General features: G+C 63.2%; 25 protein-coding genes, 1 pseudogene and 1 riboswitch. Of the genes and pseudogenes, 10 read left to right on the top strand and 16 right to left on the bottom strand.

Going from position 1 to position 25056, the window contains the following annotated elements:
- Positions 1 to 129 precede the first annotated feature (129 nt).
- Entirely contained in the window at positions 130 to 1455 is a 1326-nt protein-coding gene (gene xylA / locus NLY37_RS25520; RefSeq protein WP_023684279.1) for a xylose isomerase, read from the bottom strand.
- Between the two features lie 113 nt (positions 1456 to 1568).
- Here xylA and NLY37_RS25515 point away from each other — a divergent pair, with 113 nt between their 5' ends.
- On the top strand, positions 1569 to 1931 hold the full coding sequence (locus tag NLY37_RS25515) for a nuclear transport factor 2 family protein (RefSeq protein WP_023689938.1): 363 nt from the start codon (positions 1569 to 1571) through the stop codon (positions 1929 to 1931).
- 191 nt (positions 1932 to 2122) lie between these two features.
- On the opposite strand, the gene xylB is transcribed toward NLY37_RS25515, so the two are convergent.
- The 3 genes from xylB to NLY37_RS25500 all read right to left on the bottom strand — a co-directional run bounded on the left by xylB (position 2123) and on the right by NLY37_RS25500 (position 5632).
- Positions 2123 to 3577, bottom strand: a complete 1455-nt coding sequence (xylB, locus tag NLY37_RS25510) for a xylulokinase (RefSeq protein ID WP_023742558.1) — start codon at positions 3575 to 3577, stop codon at positions 2123 to 2125.
- A gap of 81 nt (positions 3578 to 3658) precedes the next feature.
- A complete protein-coding gene (locus NLY37_RS25505) occupies positions 3659 to 4984 on the bottom strand; it encodes a tetratricopeptide repeat protein (protein WP_023742559.1) in 1326 nt (441 codons plus the stop codon).
- A 24-nt stretch (positions 4985 to 5008) separates the two neighbouring features.
- Positions 5009 to 5632 (bottom strand): LysE family translocator, encoded by a 624-nt coding sequence (locus tag NLY37_RS25500; RefSeq protein WP_023742560.1) that lies wholly within the window; start codon positions 5630 to 5632, stop codon positions 5009 to 5011.
- Positions 5633 to 5861: 229 nt separating this feature from the next.
- Here NLY37_RS25500 and NLY37_RS25495 point away from each other — a divergent pair, with 229 nt between their 5' ends.
- The 6 genes and pseudogenes from NLY37_RS25495 (at position 5862) to NLY37_RS25470 (ending at position 10386) form a co-directional block, all read left to right on the top strand.
- Complete coding sequence (locus NLY37_RS25495) at positions 5862 to 6629, top strand: L,D-transpeptidase (RefSeq protein WP_023668871.1); 768 nt, start codon at positions 5862 to 5864, stop codon at positions 6627 to 6629.
- 99 nt (positions 6630 to 6728) lie between these two features.
- Positions 6729 to 7895: a diphosphate--fructose-6-phosphate 1-phosphotransferase gene (locus tag NLY37_RS25490; protein WP_023742561.1), complete on the top strand. Its 1167-nt coding sequence runs from the start codon at positions 6729 to 6731 to the stop codon at positions 7893 to 7895.
- Positions 7895 to 8668 (top strand): MBL fold metallo-hydrolase, encoded by a 774-nt coding sequence (locus NLY37_RS25485; protein WP_031246393.1) that lies wholly within the window; start codon positions 7895 to 7897, stop codon positions 8666 to 8668. The genes NLY37_RS25490 and NLY37_RS25485 overlap by 1 nt, the downstream gene beginning before the upstream one ends.
- 7 nt (positions 8669 to 8675) lie before the next feature.
- A pseudogene (locus NLY37_RS25480) lies at positions 8676 to 8903 on the top strand (PDZ domain-containing protein); the annotation flags it as partial.
- Positions 8904 to 9037: 134 nt separating this feature from the next.
- A complete protein-coding gene (locus tag NLY37_RS25475; RefSeq protein WP_023742564.1) occupies positions 9038 to 9649 on the top strand; it encodes a molybdopterin-dependent oxidoreductase in 612 nt (203 codons plus the stop codon).
- Entirely contained in the window at positions 9646 to 10386 is a 741-nt protein-coding gene (locus NLY37_RS25470) for an FAD-binding oxidoreductase (RefSeq protein WP_023703620.1), read from the top strand. Before NLY37_RS25475 ends, NLY37_RS25470 begins: the two co-directional genes overlap by 4 nt.
- Before the next feature lie 45 nt (positions 10387 to 10431).
- Here NLY37_RS25470 and NLY37_RS25465 read toward each other — a convergent pair whose 3' ends face one another.
- The 8 genes from NLY37_RS25465 to NLY37_RS25430 all read right to left on the bottom strand — a co-directional run bounded on the left by NLY37_RS25465 (position 10432) and on the right by NLY37_RS25430 (position 18272).
- A complete protein-coding gene (locus tag NLY37_RS25465) occupies positions 10432 to 11898 on the bottom strand; it encodes a nucleotidyltransferase family protein (protein WP_023742565.1) in 1467 nt (488 codons plus the stop codon).
- The gene (locus NLY37_RS25460) at positions 11898 to 12590 is read right to left on the bottom strand and encodes a glycosyltransferase family 2 protein (RefSeq protein ID WP_245260052.1); all 693 of its coding nucleotides are present in this window, start codon (positions 12588 to 12590) and stop codon (positions 11898 to 11900) included. Before NLY37_RS25460 ends, NLY37_RS25465 begins: the two co-directional genes overlap by 1 nt.
- Complete coding sequence (locus NLY37_RS25455) at positions 12575 to 13327, bottom strand: glycosyltransferase family 2 protein (RefSeq protein WP_023725907.1); 753 nt, start codon at positions 13325 to 13327, stop codon at positions 12575 to 12577. Before NLY37_RS25455 ends, NLY37_RS25460 begins: the two co-directional genes overlap by 16 nt.
- A gap of 33 nt (positions 13328 to 13360) precedes the next feature.
- Positions 13361 to 14104, bottom strand: a complete 744-nt coding sequence (locus NLY37_RS25450) for a glycosyltransferase family 2 protein (RefSeq protein ID WP_023742566.1) — start codon at positions 14102 to 14104, stop codon at positions 13361 to 13363.
- Positions 14101 to 15150 (bottom strand): hypothetical protein, encoded by a 1050-nt coding sequence (locus NLY37_RS25445; protein ID WP_023742567.1) that lies wholly within the window; start codon positions 15148 to 15150, stop codon positions 14101 to 14103. The genes NLY37_RS25450 and NLY37_RS25445 overlap by 4 nt, the downstream gene beginning before the upstream one ends.
- A gap of 152 nt (positions 15151 to 15302) precedes the next feature.
- Positions 15303 to 15725: a PqqD family protein gene (locus NLY37_RS25440; protein WP_023696905.1), complete on the bottom strand. Its 423-nt coding sequence runs from the start codon at positions 15723 to 15725 to the stop codon at positions 15303 to 15305.
- Positions 15726 to 15886: 161 nt separating this feature from the next.
- Positions 15887 to 16987, bottom strand: coding sequence for an FAD-binding oxidoreductase (locus tag NLY37_RS25435; protein WP_023690258.1), 1101 nt, complete (start codon positions 16985 to 16987; stop codon positions 15887 to 15889).
- Positions 16988 to 17024: 37 nt separating this feature from the next.
- The gene (locus tag NLY37_RS25430; protein ID WP_023668884.1) at positions 17025 to 18272 is read right to left on the bottom strand and encodes an aromatic ring-hydroxylating oxygenase subunit alpha; all 1248 of its coding nucleotides are present in this window, start codon (positions 18270 to 18272) and stop codon (positions 17025 to 17027) included.
- 117 nt (positions 18273 to 18389) lie between these two features.
- A riboswitch (cobalamin riboswitch) is annotated at positions 18390 to 18591 on the bottom strand.
- A 498-nt stretch (positions 18592 to 19089) separates the two neighbouring features.
- Between NLY37_RS25430 and NLY37_RS25425 the strand changes: the two genes are divergently transcribed.
- From NLY37_RS25425 to NLY37_RS25415, 3 genes are all read left to right on the top strand, one after another.
- Positions 19090 to 19296, top strand: a complete 207-nt coding sequence (locus NLY37_RS25425) for a DUF680 domain-containing protein (RefSeq protein ID WP_023668885.1) — start codon at positions 19090 to 19092, stop codon at positions 19294 to 19296.
- 66 nt (positions 19297 to 19362) lie between these two features.
- Positions 19363 to 19566 carry a DUF680 domain-containing protein gene (locus tag NLY37_RS25420; RefSeq protein ID WP_023742568.1) on the top strand — a complete coding sequence of 68 codons (204 nt, stop codon included), beginning with the start codon at positions 19363 to 19365 and terminating at the stop codon, positions 19564 to 19566.
- Between the two features lie 71 nt (positions 19567 to 19637).
- The gene (locus tag NLY37_RS25415) at positions 19638 to 19871 is read left to right on the top strand and encodes a DUF680 domain-containing protein (protein ID WP_023694259.1); all 234 of its coding nucleotides are present in this window, start codon (positions 19638 to 19640) and stop codon (positions 19869 to 19871) included.
- Positions 19872 to 19943: 72 nt separating this feature from the next.
- Here NLY37_RS25415 and NLY37_RS25410 read toward each other — a convergent pair whose 3' ends face one another.
- The 4 genes from NLY37_RS25410 to NLY37_RS25395 all read right to left on the bottom strand — a co-directional run bounded on the left by NLY37_RS25410 (position 19944) and on the right by NLY37_RS25395 (position 24962).
- Complete coding sequence (locus NLY37_RS25410; protein ID WP_023668888.1) at positions 19944 to 21056, bottom strand: ABC transporter ATP-binding protein; 1113 nt, start codon at positions 21054 to 21056, stop codon at positions 19944 to 19946.
- A 66-nt stretch (positions 21057 to 21122) separates the two neighbouring features.
- Positions 21123 to 22787 (bottom strand): beta-galactosidase BglA, encoded by a 1665-nt coding sequence (gene bglA, locus NLY37_RS25405; RefSeq protein ID WP_031246394.1) that lies wholly within the window; start codon positions 22785 to 22787, stop codon positions 21123 to 21125.
- Between the two features lie 5 nt (positions 22788 to 22792).
- The gene (locus NLY37_RS25400; protein WP_023742570.1) at positions 22793 to 23947 is read right to left on the bottom strand and encodes a carbohydrate ABC transporter permease; all 1155 of its coding nucleotides are present in this window, start codon (positions 23945 to 23947) and stop codon (positions 22793 to 22795) included.
- A 1-nt stretch (position 23948) separates the two neighbouring features.
- Positions 23949 to 24962: a carbohydrate ABC transporter permease gene (locus NLY37_RS25395; RefSeq protein WP_023668891.1), complete on the bottom strand. Its 1014-nt coding sequence runs from the start codon at positions 24960 to 24962 to the stop codon at positions 23949 to 23951.
- Positions 24963 to 25056 lie beyond the last annotated feature (94 nt).

Genomic DNA, 25056 nt, shown 5'->3' with positions numbered 1-25056 from the left:
AGAGCGAGGTCATTGAGGGGCGCCAAAGGGCAAACCCTTGTCGTCGGATAGGGTCTTGCGCAAACCCCATTCCGGGCGGCCGGAATGTTATCCAGCCACCCTTGAGCACAACGAATCGGCTTTCCGCCCTCAGACGTAGCGGTTGACGATGTTTTCCAGCAACTCCTGGCGGCCGGAGCGTGGCTGCGGCTCGATCTTCTTCTTCACCACGCGCTCGGCGATGTCTTCCAGCGAGCGCTTGCCCGACAGCATCGCCTTGCCCTCGGCCGTGTTCCAACCGGCATAGCGCTCGGCCAGCGGACCCGACAGCGCCTTGTCCTCGACCATCTTGGCGGCTGCCTTGAGACCTCGTGCGCAGGAATCCATGCCGCCGATATGGCCGATCAGCAGGTCCTGCGGGTCGAGCGACTGGCGGCGCAGCTTGGCGTCGAAATTGGTGCCGCCGGTCTTGAAGCCGCCGGCCTGCAACACCTGGTAATAGGCCAGCGCCATCTCCGGCACATTGTTGGGGAACTGGTCGGTGTCCCAGCCCGACTGGTAGTCGTTGCGGTTCATGTCGATCGAGCCGAAGACGCCGAGCGCATTGGCCAGCGCCAGCTCGTGCTCAAAGGAATGGCCGGCAAGAATCGCGTGGCCCTGCTCGATGTTCAGCTTCACTTCCTTCTCCAGCCCGAAGCGCTTGAGGAAACCGTAGACCGTGGCAACGTCGTAGTCGTACTGATGCTTGGTCGGCTCCTGCGGCTTCGGCTCGATCAGGATCGTGCCTTTGAAGCCGATCTTGTGCTTGTAGTCGACGACGAGACTGAGGAAGCGCCCGGCCTGCTCCTGCTCGCGAGCAAGATCAGTGTTGAGCAGCGTTTCATAGCCCTCGCGCCCGCCCCACAGTACATAATTCTCGCCCTTCAGCCGCTTCGTGACGTCGATGCAGCTTTTCACCGTCGCCGCCGCATAGGCGAAGACATCCGGATCGGGATTGGTGGCGGCGCCCGACATGAAGCGGCGGTTGGAGAACAGGTTGGCCGTGCCCCAGAGCAGTTTGACGCCGGTCTTCTTCATCTTGGCGGCAAAATAGTCGGCGATCTCGTCGAGCCGCGCGGCACTTTCGGAGAAATCCTTGCCTTCCGGCCGCACGTCGGCGTCGTGGAAGCAGAAATAGGGCGCGCCGAGCAGCGAGAACATCTCGAAGGCGACGTCGGCTTTCAGCTTGGCCAGTTCCATCGTGTCGACGCCGCCAGCCTTGGGAAACCAGGGCCGGTCGAAGGTCTGGCCGCCAAAGGGATCGCCGCCCGGCCAGGCGAAAGAATGCCAGTAGGCGACGGCGAAGCGCAGATGGTCTTCCAGCCGTTTGCCGGCCACCACCTCGTCGGGATTGTAGAAGCGGTAGGCCAGCGGATTGGTGGAATCCGGCCCCTCATACTTGATCGCTTTGATGTCGCCGAAAAATCCGCTGCTCATGATTTCTGTCCTCTCTCGAATAGTTCACCCTGATTACCTCAGGCGTAATTGGTTTCGCTCTCGCTTGGGGTGAAAAGCCTCGTGTCAAAGCCACTCAACGAAGGAGACAGACCATGACCGACCTCAATACGATCGCCCAGAACTACATCACCGCCTGGAACGAGGCCGATGCGGATCGCCGTGCCGAACTGCTCAAGGCCACCTTCACCGAAGACGTCAGCTACCGCGATCCGCTCATGCAGGGCGACGGCCACGCCGGCGTTGCTGGGCTGATCGACGGCGTACAGCAGCGCTTCGCCGGCTTCCGGTTCTCGCTGAAGGGTACGCCGGACGGGTTTGGCGACCGCATCCGCTTCTCGTGGAATCTTGGGCCGGAAGGCGTGCCGTCGGTTATCGAAGGCACCGATATCGGTGTTATCGAAAATGGGCGCCTGAAGAGCGTCACCGGGTTTCTGGACAAGGTGCCGGCGCAGTGATCGATTAAGGGTGGCGCGAGACACCCCCCTCTGCCCTGCCGGGCATCTCCCCCGCAAGGGGGGAGATTGGCTGGCATCCACGCCTTCGCTAATCACCCACCTTACAAGACTGGCATACCCGCCGACGCTGCCGATCTCCCCCCTTGCGGGGGAGATGCCCGGCAGGGCAGAGGGGGGTGCCTCGCGCCGACTCACGCGGTCATGCCTTTGATCGCCGGGTATAGCGCCCGGTAGCGCTGGTACGCATCGGCATACGCCCCGCCAAGCGCAGCATCCGGCTCGATCGTCGCATCCGTCCTCGGCGCCGTGCACACCGCCAGCGGATCAGCCCCTGTCGCCGCGATCAGACCAAGCCTCGCCGCGCCAAAGGCAGCACCGAAATCGCCGTCGGCCGGAATGTCCACGGGCACCTGCAGCGCCGTAGCGATCGCCTTCAGCCAGTAGCGCGAGCGCGAGCCGCCGCCGATTGCCGTCACCCGCGTCAAATCCGTGCCGGCGGTCTTCAAGGCTTCGAGACTGTCGCGGAATGCGAAGGCGACGCCTTCAAGCACGGCCTGCGTCAGCACCGCGCGGCTCGACTCATGCGCCAGTCCGGTGAAGGACCCACGAATGGCGGAATCATTGTGCGGCGTGCGCTCGCCCGAGAGATAGGGCAGGAACGACACCCCGCTCGGCGCTTTCAGCACATCGCCAAGTTCGGCGGTCAATTCGCCGGCCTTCTTGCCTGAAATCTCCGACAGCCAGTTCAGCGAATCGGTCGCAGACAGGATGACCCCCATCTGGTGCCAGGTGTTGGGCAGGGCATGGCAGAAGGTGTGCACCGCGCTTGCCGGATTGGGCAGGTAGGAAGCGTTGGCAGCAAACAGCACGCCAGATGTGCCCAGCGACACAAAAGCGTGGCCGGCGCCGACCGTGCCCATGCCGCAGGCTGAAGCCGCATTGTCGCCCGCGCCACCGGCTACCGGGACGCCTGATGCTATGCCCCAGTTGGCGGCCAGTTCGGCGCGCAAGGCTCCGGCCTTCTCCGTGCCTTCGACCAGCGACGGCATCTGCCTTTCGTCGAGCGATGTCGCCGCAAGCAATTCGGGGGACCAGCGCCGCTTGCCGACATCTAGCCAGGAGGTGCCGGCGGAGTCCGACATTTCTGAGATATGCTCGCCGGTCAGCCAGAACCGAAGGTAATCCTTCGGCAAAAGCACTTTTGCAACCTTGGCGAAAACCGCGGGCTCATTGTTCTTCACCCAGGCGAGTTTCGGCGCCGTGAAGCCGGGGAAGACGATATTCCCGGTGAGTTGGCGAAAGCGCGGGTCGGCATCCAGCGCGGCGGCCTCAGCGTGGCTGCGCGTATCGTTCCACAGGATGCAGGGGCGCAGCACCTGGTCGCCGGCATCGAGCAAGGTGGCGCCATGCATATGGCCGGAAAGGCCGATGCCCTTGACCGCGGCAAGCTCTTTCGGGTGCGACGTTTTCAGCTCGGCGATGGCCGTCTCGCAGGCGCGGATCCAGTCGGCGGGGTTTTGTTCGGACCAGCCGGGATGCGGCCGCGATACGTCAAGCGAAGCATGGCCGGAGCCGATGATCTTCTGCCCGGCATCGATCAACAGCGCCTTGACGCCCGACGTGCCGAGATCGAGGCCGAGATACATGCATTCCTCCCATTGCCATTAATTTTTTCGGGTCTCGAAAAAATCTGGCTTGCCAGTTTTTAAAACAAGATCCGCCGCGGGTCAATTCTCTGACAAATTGGCGGCGCGTTGCGAAAACAGCGCCGACAGCGGACTGTCCGGCCGGACCAGTGCGCGCTCGGCCGTCAACGCCCAGGCAAGCGCCGTGTCGCCGGCGCGCAACGCCGCCTCGATCAGCGTGAGATCAATCACATCGCGCTGGGCGTGGCTGCCGCCAAAGCGATGGGCAATGGCGCGGATCGGTCGGATCAGGCGCACCGCTTCGCTGTAATTGCCCTCGCCGAATGCCTTGATGCCTTCCGTCAGTGGCTGGCCGACATCCCGGGTAAAGGCGGCGTTGTCGTCGCTGCCGCGCATCGCCTCGTGCTGGGCTTCGAGCAAGATCTTGACCGGCGCTTCGAGACCGGCGCCGACGAATGCCATCATCGCATGCGCATCGTTGAAGGCGTAATTGCCGGCTCCAGCCTTCGGCGCCCAGTTGGCAGCGAGCGCTGCCCAGCGGTCGCCGACATCGACACCGCCGAGATAAAGCCGCCACAGGATCGCAGAGGCGTCGACCATGTTCAGCGCCAGCGTCGAACGCTCGCCATAGATCGGCCCGTCATAGAGCTTGAGCACCTCGTCGGTCTCGCCGAGATCGTAGTGGAACAGCGCCAGATGCCACCAATTATGCACCTGCAGGAAGCTCTCTTTGGTCCACGCCTCGGGATTGGCGCGCATCCAGGCGATGCCGTCCCGTTGCCGGCTCTGCATCTCCATGACATGGGCGACCGCGTGCTGCGCCCAGCCGTCTCGCGGCTCGATCTCGATCGCCTGTCGGCCGAAACTTTCGGCTCTGATATAGTCGCCCATCTCCTCGAGACCGAAGGCCTGCATACCGAGAATGGCGTGATAACCTGGCATGCCGCTCTGCCAGGACGGTAGCGCGCGGCCGATACGGTCGCGCAGCATGCGGGCATTGCCGGTGAAGAAGTCGATCTGGTGGCCGACCTGCAACGCCACCGCGTCGAGCGGGTTGTCGATGGCGATATCTTCGAGCAGGCGCGCGGCGTCATGCCAGCGTCCCTCGGCAAGGTGGCCAAGGGCCGCCACATGCGCCTGTTCGCGCGGCGTCGCGGCAAGCGGCAGTGCCGCAGCATGGCATGCCTGGGCGACCGCCGTTGCCTCGCGTTCGGTGGCGAGGCCGAACAGATACCCCTTGAAGACATGCGCCATGACGAAACCGGGATCCGCCGATATGGCGCGGTCAACGGAGCCGACCGGGTCGCCGACGAAGCATTGCAATTCATGAACGGCCTGGCTGTAGGGTGAAAACCCGGCCTCGGTCGCGCCCGAAAACATTAGGCCGAATGGATCTCTTACTGCCATATCGGCCCTGATGCTCCGCAGTTCCTAATGGCCCGAGCGCATCGCCACCGTGGCGATCCCGGCGCCGACCAGCAGCGTGCCGCCGGTGCGGTTGAAGATGCGGATCGCCTTGGGGTTGCGTACGACGTTGCGGGCGCGCGCCGCAATCAGCGCGTAGCCGAAGGCATTGGCGAAGGCGAGCGCCAGGAAGGTCGTTTCGAAGATCAGCATCTGTGTCCAGAAATCGGCTTCCCGATTGAGGAACTGCGGCAGGAAGGCGACAAAGAACGTGATGCTCTTCGGGTTGAGTGCGGTGACCAGCCAGGCGTGCGCCATCATCTTGGCGGCCGAGACGGCATCTGTGGGTGGTTCGGCTTTGAGCGCGCCGCCGGCGCGAAACAGTTTTACCCCGAGATAGATCAGATAGCAGGCGCCGATCAGCTTCAGAATGGTGAACACGGTCGCCGACGCGGCCAGCAGCGCGCCGATGCCCAGCATCGACAGGGTCATGGCGGTGAAGTCGCCCAGCGCCACGCCGACGGCCATCGGCAAGGCGGTGCGCCAGCCCTGGCCCAGCGCATAGGACACGACCAGAAGAATGGTCGGGCCGGGAATGATGAGCAGAACGGTGGAGGCGGCGGCGAAGGCGGCCCAGTTTTCGAACGACATCTTTGTCTCCTTGAGCGCAAAGAAAAGGATAAATCCTCGTGTGCGGAGGAATGTAAAGAGCCCTCTCCCAAAAATGCACGGCGGACCATTTCGCCAGATCGCTGCGGCTATTGGCGGCACAGGCTTAAGACCGGTCGTTGGGCCTTCACCCTTTTTCAACCATGTTTGGCGAAACTGCCTGCCATCCGGCCGGACCGTGTTTCCCGCCGACAGCGTAGGGTTTGGGTGCATGCGTGAGTTGCCGCAGAATGTGACGCCGCCAGCAAATGGCGACGCAAACGAGACCGAACATCTCTATTCCCGCCGCTTCGTCCTGTCAGGGGCCGGCGCCATGACGCTGCTCGGCATGGCCGGCTGCAGCACTTCGACGCTCGAGCTGCCGCAATTCCAGCTGGATGACACGGTCACCGGCTCGGTGCGGCCGATCCGTCCGGCGATCAGCGTCGACAAGAACGTCACCGGCCCTGATGTCATGTACGCCTCGCTCAACGATGGCGGCTTCGAAGTGCCGGCGGTGCCCTATCAGAAGGTCAAGCCGGAGTTCCGCCGCCAGATCGTCGTCAACGAGACCGGCGAGGCGCCCGGCACCATTGTCGTGCATCTGCAGGAGCGAAAGCTCTATCTGGTGCAGGAGGGCGGCGACGCCATCCGCTACGGCGTCGGCATCGGCAAGGACGGCTTCCGCTGGTCCGGCCGCGCCAACATCCAGTACGGCAAGGAATGGCCGACCTGGACGCCGCCGCCGGAGATGATCCAGCGCAAGCCGGAACTGGTGAAATGGCAAAACGGCCAGCCCGGTGGCCTCACCAACCCGCTCGGCGCACGCGCCCTCTACATCTACCAGGACGGCAAGGACACCGGCTACCGCATACACGGTTCGCCGGAATGGGCGAGCATTGGCCAGGCGATGTCGTCGGGCTGCGTGCGCCTGATCAACCAGGATATCATCGACCTCTACAGCCGCGTTTCCAAGAAGAACCCGGTCGTGGTCGTCTGATCCTGTGCGGCGGTTTGGCGCCGCTGGAAACTCCCGTTGCGCGATGCGGCAAGCTAGGCCAAGGTGCCTTGAAAACCACAGCGCCGGGAGAGATCGAGCATGGCTGGAACGTTTGTCATCGCACAGGGCGGCGGCCCGACCGCCGTCATCAACCAGACGGTTGTCGGGGCCACGCTGGAAGTCCGCAAGCGCCATCCCGGCGCCAAGGTGCTGGGCTCGCTCCACGGCGTACGCGGCATTCGTGACGGCAACTATGTCGACCTCTCCGCCATCCCAGAGGACCGGCTGCGGCTGATCGCCGGCACGCCGAGTGCCGCGCTCGGCTCGACACGCGACAAGCCCGACGCTGCCTATTGCGAAGTCATCCTCAACGGGTTGAAGAAGGCCGGCGCCGACGCTTTCATCTACATCGGTGGCAACGACACGTCGGGCACGCAGCAGATTCTGACCGACGCCGCCGGCGGCAGCATTGCTTTCGTCCATGCGCCAAAAACCATCGACAACGACCTCGAGGAAAACGACCACACGCCGGGCTTCATCTCGGCGGCCGAATTCGTCGCCGGCGCCTTCCTGTCCGTCGATCTCGATTTCCGCGCATTGCCCGGCATCTATGTCGGCATCGTAATGGGTCGGCATGCCGGCTTCCTCACCGCGGCGGCTGCAGCCTGGCAGCTCGATCCCGACAGCGGCCCGCATCTGGTCTACGTGCCGGAACGGCCGTTCTCCGCCGCCGGTTTCATCGACGACGTGCGCGCCACGCTCGACCGCCACAAGCGTTGCATCGTCGCCGTCTCCGAAGGAGTCAGCACCGCCGACGGCAAGGCGCTGGTCGAAAGCCTGGTGCCGCCGGACAAGCTCGAGCGCGACGCGCATGGCAACGTCAAACTGTCGGGCAGCGACCTGCCGTCAGCTCTGGAACGTGCGCTCGCCGAAGGCCTCCCCGGCAAGCGCGCCCGCGTCGATGCGCTTGGCTACATGCCGCGCGGCTATGTCGGCGCGATCAGCGCCGTCGACGCGCAGGAGGCTTTCGACGCCGGCGCCTTCGCGGTTGCCGTTGCCGACGAAGGCGGTGGCTCGGTGGCGCTGCAATATGACGGCACGAAAACTGTGCTGAAGAAGGTGCCGCTGAAGAACGTCGCCGGCAAGACGCGCCATATGCCCGACGATTTCATGAAGCCCGATGTCAACCAGCTGTCGGAAGCGGGCATGGCTTACCTGAAGCGGCTGGTGCCGGAAAAATACAAGGTGGGAAAGCCCTTCGTCTGATGGGCGGCCGTTTTGGCGGCACCCGTTTTGGTGGCGAGCGCGTTGTCGGCGACTGGTTCGGCAAGACGATCATCGACGACCGCACGACGATGCTGACCGAGCCGTTCGTGCATGATTTCGTGCGCGCCAACATCTGGCATTTCAGGGGACGCGACGCCGACCTGCTGGTCGACACCGGCATGGGCATCTGCCCGCTGGCGCCTGAGATCGACACGCCCGAGGGCAAGCCGCTCATTGTTGTCGCCACCCACATCCATCTCGACCATGTCGGCTCGCTGCACGAGTTTCCGCTGCGCGCCGGGCCGCGGCACAGTGCCGAGCATTTCGAGACCATGAATGAGGCAGTGACCTACGCCTACATGTTTTGCAATCTCGACGGCGCCGTTTCGAAATTGCCGGCGCCGGGCTGGACGGCGGCCGACTACAAGATTCCGCCGGCGCCGCTGACGCGCACGCTGGACGAGGGCGACACCGTCGACCTCGGCGACCGGCAGTTCCGCGTCCTGCATCTGCCCGGACATTCGCCGGATTCGATCGCTTTGTTCGACGAGGCAGACGGCCTGTTCTTTGCCGGCGACGCCATCTACGATTCCACGCTGATCGACGACCTGCCGGATTCCTCCCGGCCTGATTATCGCCGTACCATGCAGCGGCTCCTTGACCTGCCTGTTCGCCTCGGCCATGGCGGCCATGGGCCGAGCTTCGACGGCAACCGGATGCGCGAGATCGCCACAACCTATCTCAGGCACCGAAGGCCGCTGACGACATTGTGATCGGACCCAGCGTGGCGCCGTGGTCGAGCGCGTCAATCCGGACAAGGCAGCCGCCAATGCGGGCCTGCAGCCGGGCGACGTCATCGTCGCCGTCGACCAGTCGCCGGTGCGGAATGCGCGGAAAGCCAACCAGGCGATCGCCGAGGCCGGCAGATCGGGCCGGAAGTCGGTGCTGCTTTTGGTCGACCGGGGCGACACACAAATCTTCGTCGCCGTACCCTTCGCCGCCGGTTGAGACATGATTCGGCGGGCTCGCTGAACGATCGGCAGGCCTGCCGCACGGCCCCGCCAAAATTCCTGTTGCCCGCCGCGACATCTTCGAGAACATTACGGCAGGCCGGCGATGGCCTGCTAAAAACGGACGGTCCGATGGTCACTCGCGGTTTTTCCTCCGGTCGAAAGCCTCCGACGGAGACCGATGCGCGCATTCCGCCCGGTCAGTATCTCGAACAGGGCTTTCCGGTGCTGTCGGCGGGGCCGACGCCGCGCGTGCGCACCGAGGACTGGTCGTTCACGCTCAAGCACGGGCCGCGCCCGATCAAGAAATGGAACTGGGCCGAGTTCAACGCGCTGCCCTTGACCAAGATGACGCGCGACATCCATTGCGTTACCGCCTGGACCAAGTTCGATACCGCCTGGCAAGGCGTGCTGGTCGACGACATCGTTGCCGATGCCGGCATCGAAGCGCCGACCGGCTTCCTGCTGGCGCATGGCTATGACGGCTACACCACCAACGTGCCGGCCAAGGATCTCACCGCGGGCAAGGCGATGGTGGCGCTGCTTTATGAGGGCAAGCCGATCACGGCCGACCATGGCGGCCCGGCGCGGCTCCTGGTGCCGCATCTCTATTTCTGGAAATCGGCCAAATGGCTGAACGGGCTGCAGTTCACCGAGCGCGACGAGCCGGGCTTCTGGGAATTGCGCGGCTATCACATCTATGGCGACCCGTGGCGCGAGCAGCGCTATAGCGGCGATCCATGAGCGAAGCGCCGCAATCTCCCTGGCAGACGGCGAAAATCACCCGGATCGAAAAGCGGACGCCACGCGTTACCAGTTTCTTCTTCGCGCTGTCACGGCGATTCGCCTATCGCGCCGGACAGCATGTCGATGTCAGGCTGACCGCGCCTGACGGCTACCAGGCACGCCGCTCCTACTCCATCGCCTCGGCGCCGGAGAGCGGCGCCACGATCGAGCTGGCGATCGAGAAGCTCGACGACGGTGAAGTCTCGCCCTTCTTCCACGACGTCGCCGCGGTCGGTGACGAGATCGAACTGCGCGGGCCGCTCGGCGGCCATTTCGTCTGGTCCGATGGGGATGGCGGGCCGCTGCTTCTGGTCGGCGGCGGCTCCGGCGTGGTGCCGCTGATGGCGATGGTGCGGCATCGAACCTTGCGCAAATCGGCGGTGCCGGTGGCGCTGATGTTTTCGGTGCGGGTCTGGGACGAGGTGATCTTCCGCGACGAGCTGATCGGTCTCGGTGACCGCCGCGACGGGTTCGAGCTGGTGCTGACGCTGACGCGCGAGGCCGTACGGCGCCCGTCCGACTATTCGAGGCGCATCGACACGGCAATGGTCATGCAGGCGCTCACGCGGCTGCCGCGGCCGCCGGCGCTCGCCTTCGTCTGCGGGTCGAACGCCTTCGTCTCGGCGGCTGCCCAGGCGCTGATCGACGCCGGCATATCAGCGGAAATCATCCGCACCGAGCGCTATGGCGTCTGAGAGGGCCACAGTGGTTCACCGTTTCATGGAAACAGCCACCCGCTCTCAGGTGGGTGAAAACCTTGCCGACAGCAATTGGAACGGCAGCGCGCCATAGGCGGCGACTTCGGCCTCATTGTCCCAGTTGCGGAACTGGCGCGATGGCCGTGCCTCGATCACCAGAGGCCGGCCGGTGTCGTCCACCGTTACCTTGCCGCGAAAGCGCAGCACACGTCCGCCGCCGGCGCGGCTGATCACCATGGAACGCAGGCGGGCGACATGGCCGCCGCCGGCATTGATTTCCATCTCAATGCGGCGCCGGATTGGTGGAACGACGATCCTGACGGTGACGTCCAGCACCATCGCTCCAGTCCTGTCCGGACGCGGCAGGGGCTGGGAAAGTGCAAACGGCGCCGACGTCGCTCTTGCCTTGCGCAATGTCGGCCTGCCGCGCCAGACGGCGGGCGTCGGCTGCTGCAGGCGGCCCTTTTTGCGTTTGAGGCGCAACTGCTTGGCAAAGCCGCGCGACAGCCAAACGAGGCCGCCGAAATCGGTGCGCGGCTTGGCCTGCAGCACCGAGGACCAGCGCGACAGGCCGGCGCGGTCGGCCAACTCAATCGTCTTTGCAAGTTCGGCCTCCGGCACCGCAATGCCGATCTCCAGGCAGAGATAGGAGAGCGCCACCGCCGCGGCGACGGCGAGGCCCCGCTTGGCGACGATGTCGGCGAACACGCCCCAGTCGACTGCGCCACTCTCGATGGCGACCGCACAGTCGACCAGCCAGTCGCTGTGGGTGTGGGCATCGAGGCCGCCATGTGCGATGGCGAGCGCCATGCGGTCGGCCGGAGAGGGCACAAGCACGCGGACGCCATTGAAATCGGCTGACAGCGCCCGCTGCCAGATCGCCAGATCATCTTCCGCGCTTTGCTGCGACCCGTCATAAGCGAGCTGGTGCAGGTCGATGTCGCCGAAACTGCCCTTGAAAAAATTCATCGAACGCAAGGACGCCAGCCTGGTGCGCAGATATTGCGGACTGACGCCGGTGGCGATCTGCCAGTCGCGTTCGCTAAGCACATCGAAGGCGGCAATCATGGCCTGCGAGCGCACCAGTATGTCGATGTCATGCGCCACCCGGCCGCGCTGCGCCGACGCGTTGACGGCGATGCGGCTGGCGCCTTTGATAAGCATCACCGCGCAGCCGGCGTCGATCATGGCCTGTAGCGCCGGCTCGGCCTCGCGCGCAGCCAGTCGCGATTTGGTCCACAGCATCTTTTGCAGGCCGACAAGACGTGGATAGGCCGGATGCCCAGCGAGCTTGCGGCCGAACCTGTCGGAGATCGCGGCCAGCAGCCGATGCTCGCGGAAAGCAGCATGGTCGATATCGTTCTCGTCGAGCCAGCGCGCCGCATAGCCCCCGGCCGCCTCTTCATCGGGGAGCAATGCGGCCTTCAGCAACTGGTCGAGGCCGCCAGTGGGCCATGACCAACCATAGTCCGGAAACCGACGGCCGATACGGCGCATGGCATTGGCCATCAGTCGGCGCTCGCCTTTTTCGCTGCTCGCCTTTGCATGGCCAGCCTTACGACTTCGACATAACCGCGGTCGCGCACGGGGTCGCGTCCATAGGACATGCTGTCGGGCCGGATGCGGCGCAAGGTTAGGACATCGTCGAGCATGGCAAGCGCAAAGCCCGCCTCGCGGACACGGGCGATCCAGTCGACCATGTCGCCGCGACCGCCTTGCGGGTCGATGATCGGACCGACGGCCTCGGCTACCTCCCGGCGGATCATCATCGTCGTGCGCGACCAGCCCGCCACGGCCACGTCCTGTTGCACATCGGGCTTGTCATCGCGAAACGTCCGCCAGTGGGCAAAGACTCCTGCCGTCGCGGGAAACCGCTCGAAATGCTCCAGCTGCCTTTCGATCTTGGTCGGCAGCCACAGATCGTCCGCATCGAGCGTGGCGACGAAGGGCGTCGCCAGCGCGGCGATGCCCCTGGTGGTGGCGCTGCCTGGTCCGGCATTGTCCTGGCGCAACACCTGCACCGGCATGCCCAGCGCATTGACCACCGCGACCGTATCGTCGGTCGAGCCGTCATCGACGACGATTATGGCGTCGGGCTGGACCGTCTGGGCCGCGACCGATCGCAGCGTCTCGGCGATGGTGGCGGTCGCGTTGAAGGCCGGAATGACGACGCCGTAGCTGGCCATCACAGGAAACGCCAATTCGCAAGTTCCTTGAAATCGAAGATGCCGTCGACAGGGTGCAAGGAGCGGTCGGCCTCGCGCCGTTTCATCGACTTGTAGACGGCGCGCATGAATTCGCGAAAAGGAACATCGGCCTGCCTGGTCATGTTGCCGGGATGGCGCCGGTAATAGAGCGCAACAGTGTCGGGCATCGTGAATTTCGGCCCGCTTTCGAAAGTGCGCAGCAGATAGTCGGTGTCCTCGGCCTGGTGGAAATCCTCGTCGAAGCTGCCGATGCGTTCGACCAATCGCCGGACGAAGATAGCGGGAGACAGGTGAATGCCGCGAACCGTCACCGAGTGGCTGTCGGCTGTCGGCTCCAGCGTATCGTCATCTATGTCGTCGACCAGCGTCATGCGCGAATAGGTGAGCTCGAGGGTGCGGTCTGCGTCGAAACAGGCCAGATCCGCCTTGAAGCGGCCCGGCGGGGAAATGTCGTCGGAATCGAGAAACGATACCAGCCCGGTCTGCGGCAGCAATTGCCGCAAGCCCGCGTTGCGTGCCCGCGTCACCCCGGCATTCTGCTGCTGGAAAAGGCGAATGCACGGCGCCTCCGCGATCAGCGAGCGCACGACCGCCACCGAACTGTCGGTCGAACCGTCATCGATAACGATGATGTCGAGATCGGCGGCATCGCGCTGCCTCAGCAGCGAGCGCAGCGCCGAGCCGACATGGCGTTCGCGGTTGTAGACCGGCATGATCACGCTCAGCTTCACGCACGCATTCCAGGCTGTGATCTATTCATTCTTTCACCACTCTGCCGGGCGCTTGATCTCGAAAAGCCCCTCGACCGGGCGCCGCGACGGATCGGCCTTGCGCCGCCGCAAGGATTTCTGAATTACACGTAGGTATTCGCGCACCGCCACATCCCTTTGCTTGGTCAAATTGCCGGGGTGGCGCCGGTAGTATACCGCGACGGTGTCGGGAAAAATGTGCTTTGGGCTGGTTTCGAAAATGCGCAGCAGATAGTCGGCGTCTTCGCCCTGCCGGAACTCCTCGTCGAAAGCACCTGTACGGTCGATGAGTGCCCTGCGGAATATCCCGGCGCTAAGGCTGACGCCGCGCACGGTGGGACCTGCGCCGCCCGGTGCCGGCTGAAGGGCTTCGTCGTCCATGAGATCGACGCGCGTCATCAGCGAGTAGGTCAGCTCGAGCGCAGGGTCGGCCGCGAACAGGGGTAGGCCAGTCTTGAATCGTCCAGCCGGCGAGACGTCGTCCGAATCCAGGAACGACACCAGTTCGGTTTGCGGCAGCAACTGCCTCAGCCCTGTGTTGCGCGCGTTGGCCACGCCCTGGTTTGCCTGCTGGAACAGGCGGATGCACGACGCTTCCCGCATGATGGCGCGGACTGCTTCAACGGAGCTGTCCGTCGAGCCATCGTCGACAACGATGATATCGAGATCGGCATCGTCGCGTTGCCTGAGCAGGGACCGCAACGTCGAAACGACATAGATCTCCCGATTGCAGACCGGCACGATGACGCTCAACTTCATGCGGAGCCCCGAAGGACGAAATCCGCAATCGTGCCGGCGATCTCGCGCGGCTCGGTCCCCAGCGACAGCCGGTAGCATGGCAGATCGCGGGTAAGCTCGCTGAAAAAGCGAAAGCCCGCTTCCCGCTCGCCCGGCATCTGCACGATTCCTGACGGCGCCAGGGCGATCATGGCATCCTTGCGCGATATGGGCATGACCGAGCTTCTCGCACCTCCCCTGATATGGGGCACTATCAAAGCAATAATGTCCAGACTTGGAGGAGTTGGTCGAGGCGCGATCTCGTCGATGTGAAAGGCATGCTTGCCTTGCCAGTTCAGCGGTTGGTACGACTTTAGCCGCTCCTCCAGCTTCAGCCGCTTGAAGCCCTCCGGATCCTGCTTGAGCGTGGCAAACAGCGGATAGGCCGTCACCCCCCCGGTCCGGTCGATCAGCACATAGTCGTCGCCGACGCTATCGAGCCCATTGAGCAGGCCGGCGACGACTGTTCCCGATTTTCCGGCTCCCCCGGAGCCCGCCAGCAACACGCCCTTGCCATCGATGCCCAGCGTGCCGGCATGGGTAAGCCGCATGCCGCGCGCCGCATATTCCCAATGCAGGAAGGCGCGCAGCGGCGCCGCCTGTTCCCATGGCGGAAAGGCCTCGGCCGCCATCATCAGCTGCGCCCCGACATGGCGTTGCGGATCATGGAACTGCCAGAAATCGAGGTCATGATAGTAGCTGCCGCGCAATCCGGCCTCTTCCAGCCGGTTGGCAAAGGCATGATGGTTGTAATCGCCTCGGCCCCAGGTGGCCGGGGCGAGGACGCCATCGATGCCCGGGTGGGCGACGAAAATGCGGCAGCCGTCAGATGCAGACGGATTTTCCGGGGCCGGTATGAAGGCATGGCTCATGGCTTCCGCCAGCGTGCCATGGTCGAGGTGGACACTCAGCTCCAGTCCCGGCAACCGCACGCTGGCGGTAACGGGATAGAATGCGGCGGCGCTTTCCGCGGCCGCCAGCACATGGCGGGCATAATCCGGCAGGGTTTGCAGCGTGATCAAAGGCATGTGTTGGTTGTTCAGCGTCCAGAATTGCGCCGGGTCGCCTGATGCATGTCGCTCGGGGTGGCCCCGGTTTTGAGACGACGACATGCATAAAATAAAAGATCTAAACCGCGTCGCCTGAGTCCGTTCAAACGCGACGCGCTTTAGGGAAACGATTATGCCTGTTTCACCGCCGGCCAGCCGAGAGGTTCCTCGACCTCATGGATCGGGTCGACAATGATGAGATCGGCAAGGTCGTCATGGACATCGACCTTGAGCGGCTCATTGCTGGCAGCAAGCGCAGACGACAGCTCGCCCGAAAGCGGTTGTGCCGGTGTTTCGGCTGGCGCAAGCAACCCGAAATCGAGCAGTCGGGCAACGAAGCTTTCGAGGTCGGCCAGGCTTATTTTTGCGGCGCCCGCGGCAGCTCCGACCAGCGCTTCAGTGGCGACGCCGGACGACAAAGCCTGCCAGACCCGGCTGCCGGAATCGGAAAAGCCGAAATACTTGCCGTTCGAAAGATCGAGAACGACGGCTTCGCCATCGAATGATTCGAAAACGATGTCCTTGCTTGCGACCGCGTAGACCCGCTGTTGCATCGCTGTGTCCCCCGTCCCATGCGCCCTGAAGGGATGCGCCGGCTTCACGGTCTGCCAAGCCCTTCCTAAGTGCGTCTAAATCACTTGGCCGTTGGTTGGCAAGACAAAGACCCGCGAATACAACGCCTGCGTCGGCGACCGTTGCGGCGAAGTCGACCGGCTCAAGCCTCGATTTCGAGCGCCGACAATGGTTTCGAGCAGCAGGCAAGGATAAAACCGTCATCGATCTCGTGGTCGAGGATGCCGCCATTGTGGCTCATCTCGACTTCGCCGGAGACCTTCTTCACCTTGCAGGTGCCGCACAGGCCGAACTCGCAGGCGGCGGGAATCCGCACGCCCGAGCTGCGCGCGGTCTGCAGCACGGTCTGGCCGGCGACGCAGCCGGCGTCGACCTCCGAAAGCGAGAAGCGGATCGGCGTCACGGCTTCGACAGGTGCAGCGATGCCGTCCTCGACCGGGGAGGCAAACGGCGCCGGAATTTCCTCCACCACAGGCGCGGCAAAGCTCTCCTGATGGTATTTCGTCATGTCGAAGCCGGCGGCATCCAGCATGCCGCGCACGGCGCGCATGAACGGATCGGGGCCGCAGCAGAAGATTTCGCGCTCGCGGAAGTCCGGAGCCAGCAAGGGCAGCCGGATCGCATCGATGCGGCCCATATGGCCGTACCAGCCTTCGCGGCTGGAACGTTCCTCGATCATGAAGCCGAGCGACAGGCCGGGCATATGGCCGCCGAGCAGTTCGAGTTCCTTGCGGAAGATGATCTCTTCGGCACGCCGCGCGCAGTTGACGAAACCGACATCGGTCCATGGCGCGCAGTCGTTCAGCCAGCGCAGCATCGACATCATCGGCGTCACGCCGGAGCCGGCGGAAATGAACAGGTATTTGGCCGCCGGGTGGCTGTGCAACGAGAAGTCGCCGGCCGGTCCGTAGGCCTTGACATGCGAACCGGGCACCAGATGGTCGAACATCCAGCGCGTGCCGATGCTGCCGGCCTGCGCCTTGATCGTCACCGCGATCGAAAACGGCCGCGATGGCGACGACGACAGCGTGTAGGTGCGCATCAGCGGCCCGTCCGGTGTCGGCAGTTCCAGCGTCAGGAACTGGCCCGGCTTGTAGCGGAACCAGGTCTGGTTGTCGGAGCGGAAGGTGAAGGTCTTGACGTCGGGCGCCTCGTCGCTGACGCCGATCACTTCCAGCACCTGCAGCCTATCGTTCCACGGCGCCATCTGGTCAAGATGGCGATAGAGCCCAAGATCCGTCATCGCATTCATCCTCTGGTCCCTCTTCGCCTGCTCCAGCTCACGCGACGCTGCGCAGCGCCGGCCGGCCGCCTTCGGCAAGGCGCGGGCCGATGAAGGCCGCGTACCATTCGACGAACTGGATCACGCCGCCCTCGTGCAGCTCCGAATAGGGGCCGGGCTCATAGGCCGGAGACAGGATGCCGAAGGCGTTTTCCTCGACGATGCGGCGGTCCTGGTCGTTGGTCTCGGTCCAGACATGGGTGAGCTCCTCAAGGTTGTAGTCGACCCCCTCGACCGCATCCTTGTGCACCAGCCACTTGGTCGTCACCGCGGTTTCGGTGGCGCTGATCGGCAGCACCCGGAAGGTGACCGCATGGTCGATCAGTATGTGGTTCCAGGTCGTCGGATAGTGGTAGTGCATCAAGGTGCCGATGCGGTCGGCGGCAACAGTGTCGGACAGGTTCTTCGTCACCGCGCGCTTTCCCGACATCGTGTAGCTGACGGCATCGCGCAGCAGCGGCGCGCGGGTGGCGCGGTATTGCCCGGCCGGATCGATGCGGAACTTGCTCGGCAGGCCCGCCGCCTCGCATTTCGCCCAGTGCGCCAGCATCTCCGGATCGCTGTCGGCGCCCTGCACGCCGGTCACCGTCGGCGCTTCGGGGAATGTCTTGCACAGCTCTGGATGATTGCCGGCGCAGTGATAGCATTCGCGGTTGTTTTCCCAGACCAGCTTCCAGTTGCCCTTCTCGATGATGGTGCTCTCGAAGGCGACCTTGGCTTCATTCAGCCGGTGCGGCTTGAGGTAGGGCTCTATCATGGCGCGCATCGGCGCAAAGTCGGCAGGTTCTTTCGCCAGGCAGATGAAGATGTAGCCGCCGACGCTCTCGCAGGCGACGGGCTTCAGGCCGAACTGGCTCTTGTCGAAACCGTCGGCCATCTGGCGGGCAAACAGCAGCCGGCCGTCAAGCTCGTAGGTCCACTGGTGATAGGGGCAGACAAGCTTTGCCGCCATGCCCTTCTCAGTGTTGCAGACACGGCTGCCGCGATGGCGGCAGGAATTGTGAAAGGCGTTGATGTTGCCCTTCTGGTCGCGGACCAGCACCACCGGATAATCGCCGATCTGCACGGTGATATAGCTGCCGGGCTTCGGCAGTTCGCAATCATGGCCGATGAACAGCCAGTCGCGATACCAGATAAGCTCCATGTCGAGCTTGAAATAGTCCGGGTCGGTGTAGAAGGGCTGTTCCAGCGAAAAGCCTTGCTTGCGGCCGTTCAGGAGCCTCAGCATGTCGTTGCGCGTATCCATAGTTCTGTCCTCGTGGTTTAAGGACTGAACTTGGTGGTGATGGAGGAAGGATCGGACGCAGGCCGGCGCGGCGCCGGACATGCACTATCCACCTCTTGACCGCCCACCGCGATCAGTCGAGTCTATGCATCTCGGGCTGGTTTCCGGGCTCTGGAGTTGTCCTTGCGGACCATCGCGACACCTTCCCAGGCTCTTGCCCAGTGGTCTCCCGTTGCGACTTCAACTCCACCACCGTTGCGGGGGCAGCGCCGGATTCTGACCGGCTTCCCAATTCTCCGCTGCGTCGTCACGAAGCGGCACCTGAGATGCGATCATCTAATCACGGCAGCGATCGCGACGTCGGCATGAAAGCGACATCATATCCATGCGGCGCGACACGCGCGCATACGCCCCGCCGACCACCGAAGGGCTGAGATCCTGTCTTGCGGCGCTATCATCGCCGTTTCGAATCGCTGCGGATCCAGTTCCGATCGGGGGCAAAAAGGGCTCAACGGTATCGAAAAGTTACTATTAGCAATCTCTAATCGAACCGAACGGTTCGTTTCTGTTGACAATGCGTGCAGGACGGTGTGAACGACGGCCCGGAAACCGACACCGGAGCGAACCACTCGGTTCGACATAAGCAACTGAAAACAATGCGATAAATGACCATAGAGGAACTTCCTAGCACAATTTCAAGGTGCAGGACCGTGGTCCACACGGAACAACTTCGTGATTGGAAACCAGCCTATGGCTTTCCCACATCGGGGCTGTCCGAACGACGCGAATTCCTCCCAAGACACGCCGCTAGACGGACAGACAAACTGGAGTACTAAAAATGAAAAAGATCATCCTCACTGCCGCAGCCGTTTTGGCGATCACCGGCAGCGCCTTCGCCGGTAGCGACAATTACGGTTCCAATGGTGCGAACCAGCCAGCCGTCTCGGTCGACAGCTCGTATACGGCTTCCATTCAGAAGCCGGCGCACGCTGACAAGCAGCCTGTCGTTCAGGGCGCCGACCGCGACCTCTACGGCAATCGCTGATCCCGACCAAAGAAGGGCGGCTAACCCGTCGCTCTCGGGATCCCAAAAAATTCAGGAGTATTTGAAATGAAAAAGATCATCCTTGCTGCCGCCGCCGTTTTGGCCATCTCCGGCAGCGCTTTCGCCGGCAGCGACAACTACGGTTCGAACGGCGCCAACCAGCCTGCGATTACGTCGACCGATAGTGGCCATACGGCTTCGGTTGAGAAGTCGACTCCAGCCGAGCAGGCGCCTGCCCACGGTGCCGACCGTAACCTTTTCGGCCGCTAAAAGCCGGTTTCCAGCACGTGGCGGGCTTATCCGCTGCAGCTGGCAGCATCAGAAAAATTCAGGAGACTAAAATGAAGAAGATCGTTCTCGCCACCGCAGCCGTTCTGGCTGTTTCGAGCGCTGCCTTTGCCGGCAGCGACAATTATGGCTCCAATGGCGCCAACCAGCCGGCCGCTGCCGTCGACACCACCCGCACTTCGTCGACCGGCACCAACTCGGCGGTCTACAAGCTGCTGAACTCGTCGGACGACCAACAGAAGTTCGTTCCTCAGAGCAGCGACAGGGATCGGTTCGGCAACAACTAACAGCCGAAGCTTAAAAAAGAGTGGCGGGCCTGGCCCGCCGCTCTTTTTTTATGCCTGTACGACGCAGCTATCTCAAGCCGCCTTCACTTCCACCGGCTTGAGCGAGAAGGAGTGCCCATCGGCGTCGAAGATGTGCAGGTCCCCGGCATCCGCGGTCAGTCGCAGCTTTGCCCCGCGCTTGACCTCGACATTGCCGGGCAGCTTGGTCACCAACGGCAGGTCAGCGCGGCCGATATCGACATAGACAAGCTGCACCTCGCCGAGTTGCTCGACATAGTCCACCACGCCCTCGAAAAGATATTCCGCGCCGGTGGCGGCCGACAGATCCTCCGGCCGCACGCCGAAGCTGACTGCCGCACCCTTTGCTGACGCCGGCGTTGCGATCGGCACCGTTGCCTTGCGGCCGCCGACATGGCTGACGATTGTCGGGTTGCCCGTCCTGTCGATTGTCGCCGGCAGGATGTTCATGGCCGGCGAGCCGATGAACTGGGCAACGAACAGATTGCCGGGCTTCTTGTAGAGGTCCATCGGCGTGCCGACCTGCTCGATATGGCCATCCTTCAGCACGACGATGCGGTCGGCGAGCGTCATCGCTTCGACCTGATCGTGGGTGACGTAGATCATGGTCGTGGCAGGCATCGATTCCTTGAGCTTGGCGATCTCGATGCGGGTCGCGACGCGCAGCGCCGCGTCGAGATTCGACAGCGGCTCGTCGAACAGGAACACTTTCGGATTGCGCACGATGGCGCGACCGATGGCGACACGCTGGCGCTGGCCGCCCGACATCGCCTTGGGCAGACGGTCGAGATATTTGGTCAGCTGCAGGATCTCCGCTGCCTGCCGTACCCGCTTGTCGATCTCGGCCTTGCTTTCCTTGCCGATCTTCATCGAGAAGGCCATGTTGTCGTAGACGGTCATGTGCGGATAGAGCGCATAGGACTGGAACACCATGGCGATGCCGCGCTTGGAAGGCGGCACATCGTTCACCACCTCGCCGGCGATCTTCAGCTCGCCGGAGGTGATCTCCTCAAGCCCGGCGATGGACCGCAGCAAGGTCGACTTGCCGCAACCCGACGGGCCGACGAAGACGATGAACTCGCCCGACTTTATGTCGAGGTCGATGCCGTGGAGAATGTGCAGATTGCCGTATGATTTCTTCACCTGTCTCAGCGTGACATCGGCCATAATTTCCTCCCAGTGATTTCCCTAGAGAACCTGGATTTCCTCAAAAAATCCAGTTTCGTCAAAAACTCAGTCGATGCGCCCGAACCAGGCGCCGTAGCCGCCGAGGCGGATGGAACCTGTGCCGGATTGTCCCGAAAAACCGTGCCCGGCCAATGGCAGCAGCGCCTGACCACCGAGATCGACCTCGGCCGGCTTGCTGGCCAGATTGAAGACGCAGACGATCTGCTCATTGCCCTCACGGCGAGTGAAGGCGACGGTGTCGCCCTCGCTTTCGATGAACTCGATGTCGCCTTTGGCCAGGGCCGGATGCTGGCGGCGGAAACCGAGAAAGCGCCGGTAGTGCTCGAGCAGCGAGGCCGCGTCGCCCTGCTGAACATTGACCGCTTGCGACAAGTGCTTGCCCGGCACCGGCAGCCAGGGCTTGGCCGTCGAAAAGCCGGCATTGCTGGCGGTTGCATCCCACACCATCGGCGTGCGGCAGCCGTCGCGGCCCTTGAATTCGGGCCAGAAGCGAATGCCGTAGGGGTCCTGCAGATCCTCGAACTGCAACTCGGCTTCGCCCAGCCCAAGCTCCTCTCCCTGATAGAGGCAGACCGAACCGCGCAGCGACATCAGCAGCGCCGAGATAACCTTCAGATAGGCGGCCGGGTCGGCCTCGTCGGCGGCCCAGCGCGAGGCCGGACGCATCACGTCGTGGTTGGAAAAGGCCCAGCACGACCAGCCGTCGCTGGCGACCTTGCCGAAGGCTTCCAGCACCTGGCGCACCTTGGCGGCGCTGATCTTTTCCGGCGCCAGGAAATCGAAGGAATAGCACATGTGGACGCGTTTGCCGCCGGCGGTGTAGGCGGCGACCACTTCCAGCCCGCGCTGCGAATCGCCGACTTCGCCGACCGCGGCGGCCGCCGGATATTCGTCGAGCAGCGCCCGGAACCGTTCGAGGAAGGCAAGGTTTTCCGGCCGGCTCTTGTCGTAGATATGGTCCTGGTAGTTGTAGGGATTGACCGCAGGTGCTGTCTGGTCGTTACGCTCTTCGGGCGGCAGCGGCGGATTGTTCTCCAGCCCCTGGCTGTGGAAGTAGAAATTGATGGTGTCGAGGCGGAAGCCGTCGACGCCGCGCTCCAGCCAGAAGCGGGTGACGTCGAGCAGCGCGTCCTGGACTTCCAGATTGTGGAAGTTGAGGTCCGGCTGCTCGGACAGGAAATTATGCAGATAATATTGCTGGCGGCTGGTGTCCCACTGCCAGGCCGAGCCGCCGAAGATCGACAGCCAGTTGTTGGGCGGCGTGCCGTCCGGCCTGGCGCCGGCCCAGACATACCAGTCGGCCTTGGGATTGCTACGGCTGGCGCGGCTCTCCTTGAACCATGGATGGTTGTCGGCGGTGTGCGACAGCACCTCGTCGATCATCACCTTGAGGCCGAGGTGATGGGCTTCCGCAACCAGCGCGTCGAAATCGGCGAGCGTCCCGAACATCGGGTCGACGTCGCAATAGTCCGAGACGTCGTAGCCGAAATCCTTCATCGGCGACTTGAAGAAGGGCGAAATCCAGATGGCGTCGACGCCGAGCGAGGCGATGTAGGGCAGCCTGCGGATGATGCCCTTGAGGTCGCCGATGCCGTCGCCATTGGAGTCCTGATAGGAGCGCGGATAGATCTGGTAGATCACCGCGCCCCGCCACCAGTCGCGATCGACGGCGAGATCGGGCTTCGAGGTCGCCTTCAAAGCGGCTTGCATAAGTCTCAACCTCCTTTGACCGAGCCGGCCAGCAGCCCGCGGACGAAATAGCGCTGCAGCGAGAAGAACACGATCAGCGGCACGATAATGGTGACGAAGGCCGATGTCGTCAGGATTTCCCAGTCGCCGCCGCGCGAGCCGAGCAGCGCGTTGAGCTTCGCGGTCAGCACGATCTGGTCCCCTTCGGTACCGAGGAAAACCATTGCCACCAACAAATCGTTCCACACCCACAGGAACTGGAAGATTGCAAAGGACGCCAGCACCGGGAAGGACAGCGGCAGCACGATCTTGACGAAGATTTCGAAATCGCTGGCGCCATCTATGCGCGCCGATTCCATGATCTCGCGCGGCAGGCCGGCAATATAGCTGCGCAGGAGATAGATGGCGAAGGGCAGGCCGAAGCCGGTATGCGCCAGCCAGATGCCGAGATAGGTTTTCGACGGCACACCGAAGAAGATGCCGACGCCGTTGTAGATCTTCAAAAGCGGGATCAAGGACATCTGCAGCGGCACGACCAGCAGGCCGATGATTGTGGCGATCAGCAAGGCGCGGCCGGGAAAACGCATCCACGCCAATGCATAGGCGGCGAAGGCGGCGATCAGGATCGGGATGACCGTCGCCGGGATGGTGACGGTCAGCGAGTTTATGAACGAGCGGCCGATGCCCTCCGAAAACAGCACGGTCTTGTAATTGTCGGTGGTGAATTTCGGCGGCGCCGACGAGGCGTAATAGACGCGCTGGCCACGGTCGCCTTCGAAAGCCTTGGGCGAACTCATGACGAACGTTCCGTCGGCATTGAGCTGCAAGGTCACGCCGTCGCCGAGATCGGCAGTGGTGCCGGCCGGATATTGCGTCGGTGCCGCCGACTTGACGCCGAAGGCGCTGATGTTGCGCGCAGCACCGTCGCCGAAGATATTGCCGGCAAGCAGGAACTTGCCGTCCTTCTCGACCTGCGCCGAGGCCGGCGGCAGGCGGCCGGCTTCAGTCTGGCTGGAGCTGGAGAACGAGTTCCACCAGCCCGAGGCGATGATCTGGTCCTTGTCGCGCAGCGACGAGACCAGGATGCCGAGCGTCGGCACGGTCCAGATGGCGACGAAGACGAGCACGGCGATGTGGACGCCGAAGCGGCTGGCAAAGGACTTTCCGGTCGCGACGGCCATCTCAATGTCCTCCCGTCTCTTTGTTCGCCTGGCGGATGTTCCAGACCATGATCGGGATGACCGCGATCATGATGATGATGGCGATGGTGGCGCCGCGGCCGAAATCGCCGCCGCCGCGGAACATCCAGTCGAACATCAGATTGGCCAGCACCTGGCTGTTCCACTGGCCATTGGTCATGGTCAGCACGATGTCGAACACTTTCAGCACCAGGATGGTGATCGTCGTCCAGACCACGGCGATGGTGCCCCAGATCTGCGGCACCATGATCTTCCAGAAGATCTGGAACGGATTGGCGCCGTCGATGACCGCGGCTTCAAGCGTCTCTTCGGGGATGCCGCGCAACGCCGAAGACAGGATGACCATGGCAAAGCCGGTCTGGATCCAGATCAGGATGATCATCAGGAAGAAATTGTTCCAGAACGGCAGCGATATCCAGACCTGCGGCTGACCGCCGAAATACTGGATGATGGCGTTGAGCAGACCGATCTGCGTCTGGCCCTCGCCGCGATATTCGTAGATGAATTTCCAGATCACGCTGGCGCCGACGAAGGAGATCGCCAGCGGCAGGAAAATCAGGCTCTTGGCGATCGTGCCCCACCAGATCTTGTCAGTGAGCACGGCGATTATCAGCCCTAGAAAGGTGCAGGCGGCGGGCACCACCGCGAGCCAGATGATGTTATTCAGGATCGAGTTGCGGAACTCGCGGTCGCCGAACGCCCATTCATAGTTGGCGAAGCCGACAAAATGCTGGCCGCCGCGGTCGAGGAAGGACAGCCAGAGCGTCGCCACCACCGGATAGATCAGGTAGACGGTGAGGATGATCATCGCCGGGCCGACGAACAGCCACGGACGGACCAGTCCTTGCCGGCGCAGATTGTCGATGGCCGCAGCCCCGGCCACGCCGCGCGACGGGAATATCAGGTCGACCAGCTTGTTGGCGCCCCAGAAATAGGCGACGCAGCCGCCGACGCCGATGATGATGACAAAAATGGCCGATAAGATCTGAGCAGCCATGGGTCCCTCTTCCCTGCGCATGATCGGCCGGGCCTTGAACAGCCCTGGCGATGTGGCTCTGCGCCGATTTAAGTTATTCTGAAACGAACGAACG

The sequence above is a fragment of the Mesorhizobium sp. C395A genome (assembly GCF_030323205.1).
Taxonomy (GTDB): domain Bacteria; phylum Pseudomonadota; class Alphaproteobacteria; order Rhizobiales; family Rhizobiaceae; genus Mesorhizobium.
Note: the sequence above shows the minus strand (reverse complement) of the source record. Positions and strands in the feature narration are given on the sequence as shown.

What these genes read in the sequence shown, in the direction of transcription:
- xylA (WP_023684279.1), bottom strand. Translation starts at nt 1,455, where the DNA reads ATGAGCAGCGGATTTTTCGGCGACATCAAAGCGATCAAGTATGAGGGG.
- NLY37_RS25515 (WP_023689938.1), top strand. Translation starts at nt 1,569, where the DNA reads ATGACCGACCTCAATACGATCGCCCAGAACTACATCACCGCCTGGAAC.
- xylB (WP_023742558.1), bottom strand. Translation starts at nt 3,577, where the DNA reads ATGTATCTCGGCCTCGATCTCGGCACGTCGGGCGTCAAGGCGCTGTTG.
- NLY37_RS25505 (WP_023742559.1), bottom strand. Translation starts at nt 4,984, where the DNA reads ATGGCAGTAAGAGATCCATTCGGCCTAATGTTTTCGGGCGCGACCGAG.
- NLY37_RS25500 (WP_023742560.1), bottom strand. Translation starts at nt 5,632, where the DNA reads ATGTCGTTCGAAAACTGGGCCGCCTTCGCCGCCGCCTCCACCGTTCTG.
- NLY37_RS25495 (WP_023668871.1), top strand. Translation starts at nt 5,862, where the DNA reads ATGCGTGAGTTGCCGCAGAATGTGACGCCGCCAGCAAATGGCGACGCA.
- NLY37_RS25490 (WP_023742561.1), top strand. Translation starts at nt 6,729, where the DNA reads ATGGCTGGAACGTTTGTCATCGCACAGGGCGGCGGCCCGACCGCCGTC.
- NLY37_RS25485 (WP_031246393.1), top strand. Translation starts at nt 7,895, where the DNA reads ATGGGCGGCCGTTTTGGCGGCACCCGTTTTGGTGGCGAGCGCGTTGTC.
- NLY37_RS25475 (WP_023742564.1), top strand. Translation starts at nt 9,038, where the DNA reads ATGGTCACTCGCGGTTTTTCCTCCGGTCGAAAGCCTCCGACGGAGACC.
- NLY37_RS25470 (WP_023703620.1), top strand. Translation starts at nt 9,646, where the DNA reads ATGAGCGAAGCGCCGCAATCTCCCTGGCAGACGGCGAAAATCACCCGG.
- NLY37_RS25465 (WP_023742565.1), bottom strand. Translation starts at nt 11,898, where the DNA reads ATGGCCAATGCCATGCGCCGTATCGGCCGTCGGTTTCCGGACTATGGT.
- NLY37_RS25450 (WP_023742566.1), bottom strand. Translation starts at nt 14,104, where the DNA reads ATGAAGTTGAGCGTCATCGTGCCGGTCTGCAATCGGGAGATCTATGTC.
- NLY37_RS25445 (WP_023742567.1), bottom strand. Translation starts at nt 15,150, where the DNA reads ATGCCTTTGATCACGCTGCAAACCCTGCCGGATTATGCCCGCCATGTG.
- NLY37_RS25440 (WP_023696905.1), bottom strand. Translation starts at nt 15,725, where the DNA reads ATGCAACAGCGGGTCTACGCGGTCGCAAGCAAGGACATCGTTTTCGAA.
- NLY37_RS25435 (WP_023690258.1), bottom strand. Translation starts at nt 16,987, where the DNA reads ATGACGGATCTTGGGCTCTATCGCCATCTTGACCAGATGGCGCCGTGG.
- NLY37_RS25430 (WP_023668884.1), bottom strand. Translation starts at nt 18,272, where the DNA reads ATGGATACGCGCAACGACATGCTGAGGCTCCTGAACGGCCGCAAGCAA.
- NLY37_RS25425 (WP_023668885.1), top strand. Translation starts at nt 19,090, where the DNA reads ATGAAAAAGATCATCCTCACTGCCGCAGCCGTTTTGGCGATCACCGGC.
- NLY37_RS25420 (WP_023742568.1), top strand. Translation starts at nt 19,363, where the DNA reads ATGAAAAAGATCATCCTTGCTGCCGCCGCCGTTTTGGCCATCTCCGGC.
- NLY37_RS25415 (WP_023694259.1), top strand. Translation starts at nt 19,638, where the DNA reads ATGAAGAAGATCGTTCTCGCCACCGCAGCCGTTCTGGCTGTTTCGAGC.
- NLY37_RS25410 (WP_023668888.1), bottom strand. Translation starts at nt 21,056, where the DNA reads ATGGCCGATGTCACGCTGAGACAGGTGAAGAAATCATACGGCAATCTG.
- bglA (WP_031246394.1), bottom strand. Translation starts at nt 22,787, where the DNA reads ATGCAAGCCGCTTTGAAGGCGACCTCGAAGCCCGATCTCGCCGTCGAT.
- NLY37_RS25400 (WP_023742570.1), bottom strand. Translation starts at nt 23,947, where the DNA reads ATGGCCGTCGCGACCGGAAAGTCCTTTGCCAGCCGCTTCGGCGTCCAC.
- NLY37_RS25395 (WP_023668891.1), bottom strand. Translation starts at nt 24,962, where the DNA reads ATGGCTGCTCAGATCTTATCGGCCATTTTTGTCATCATCATCGGCGTC.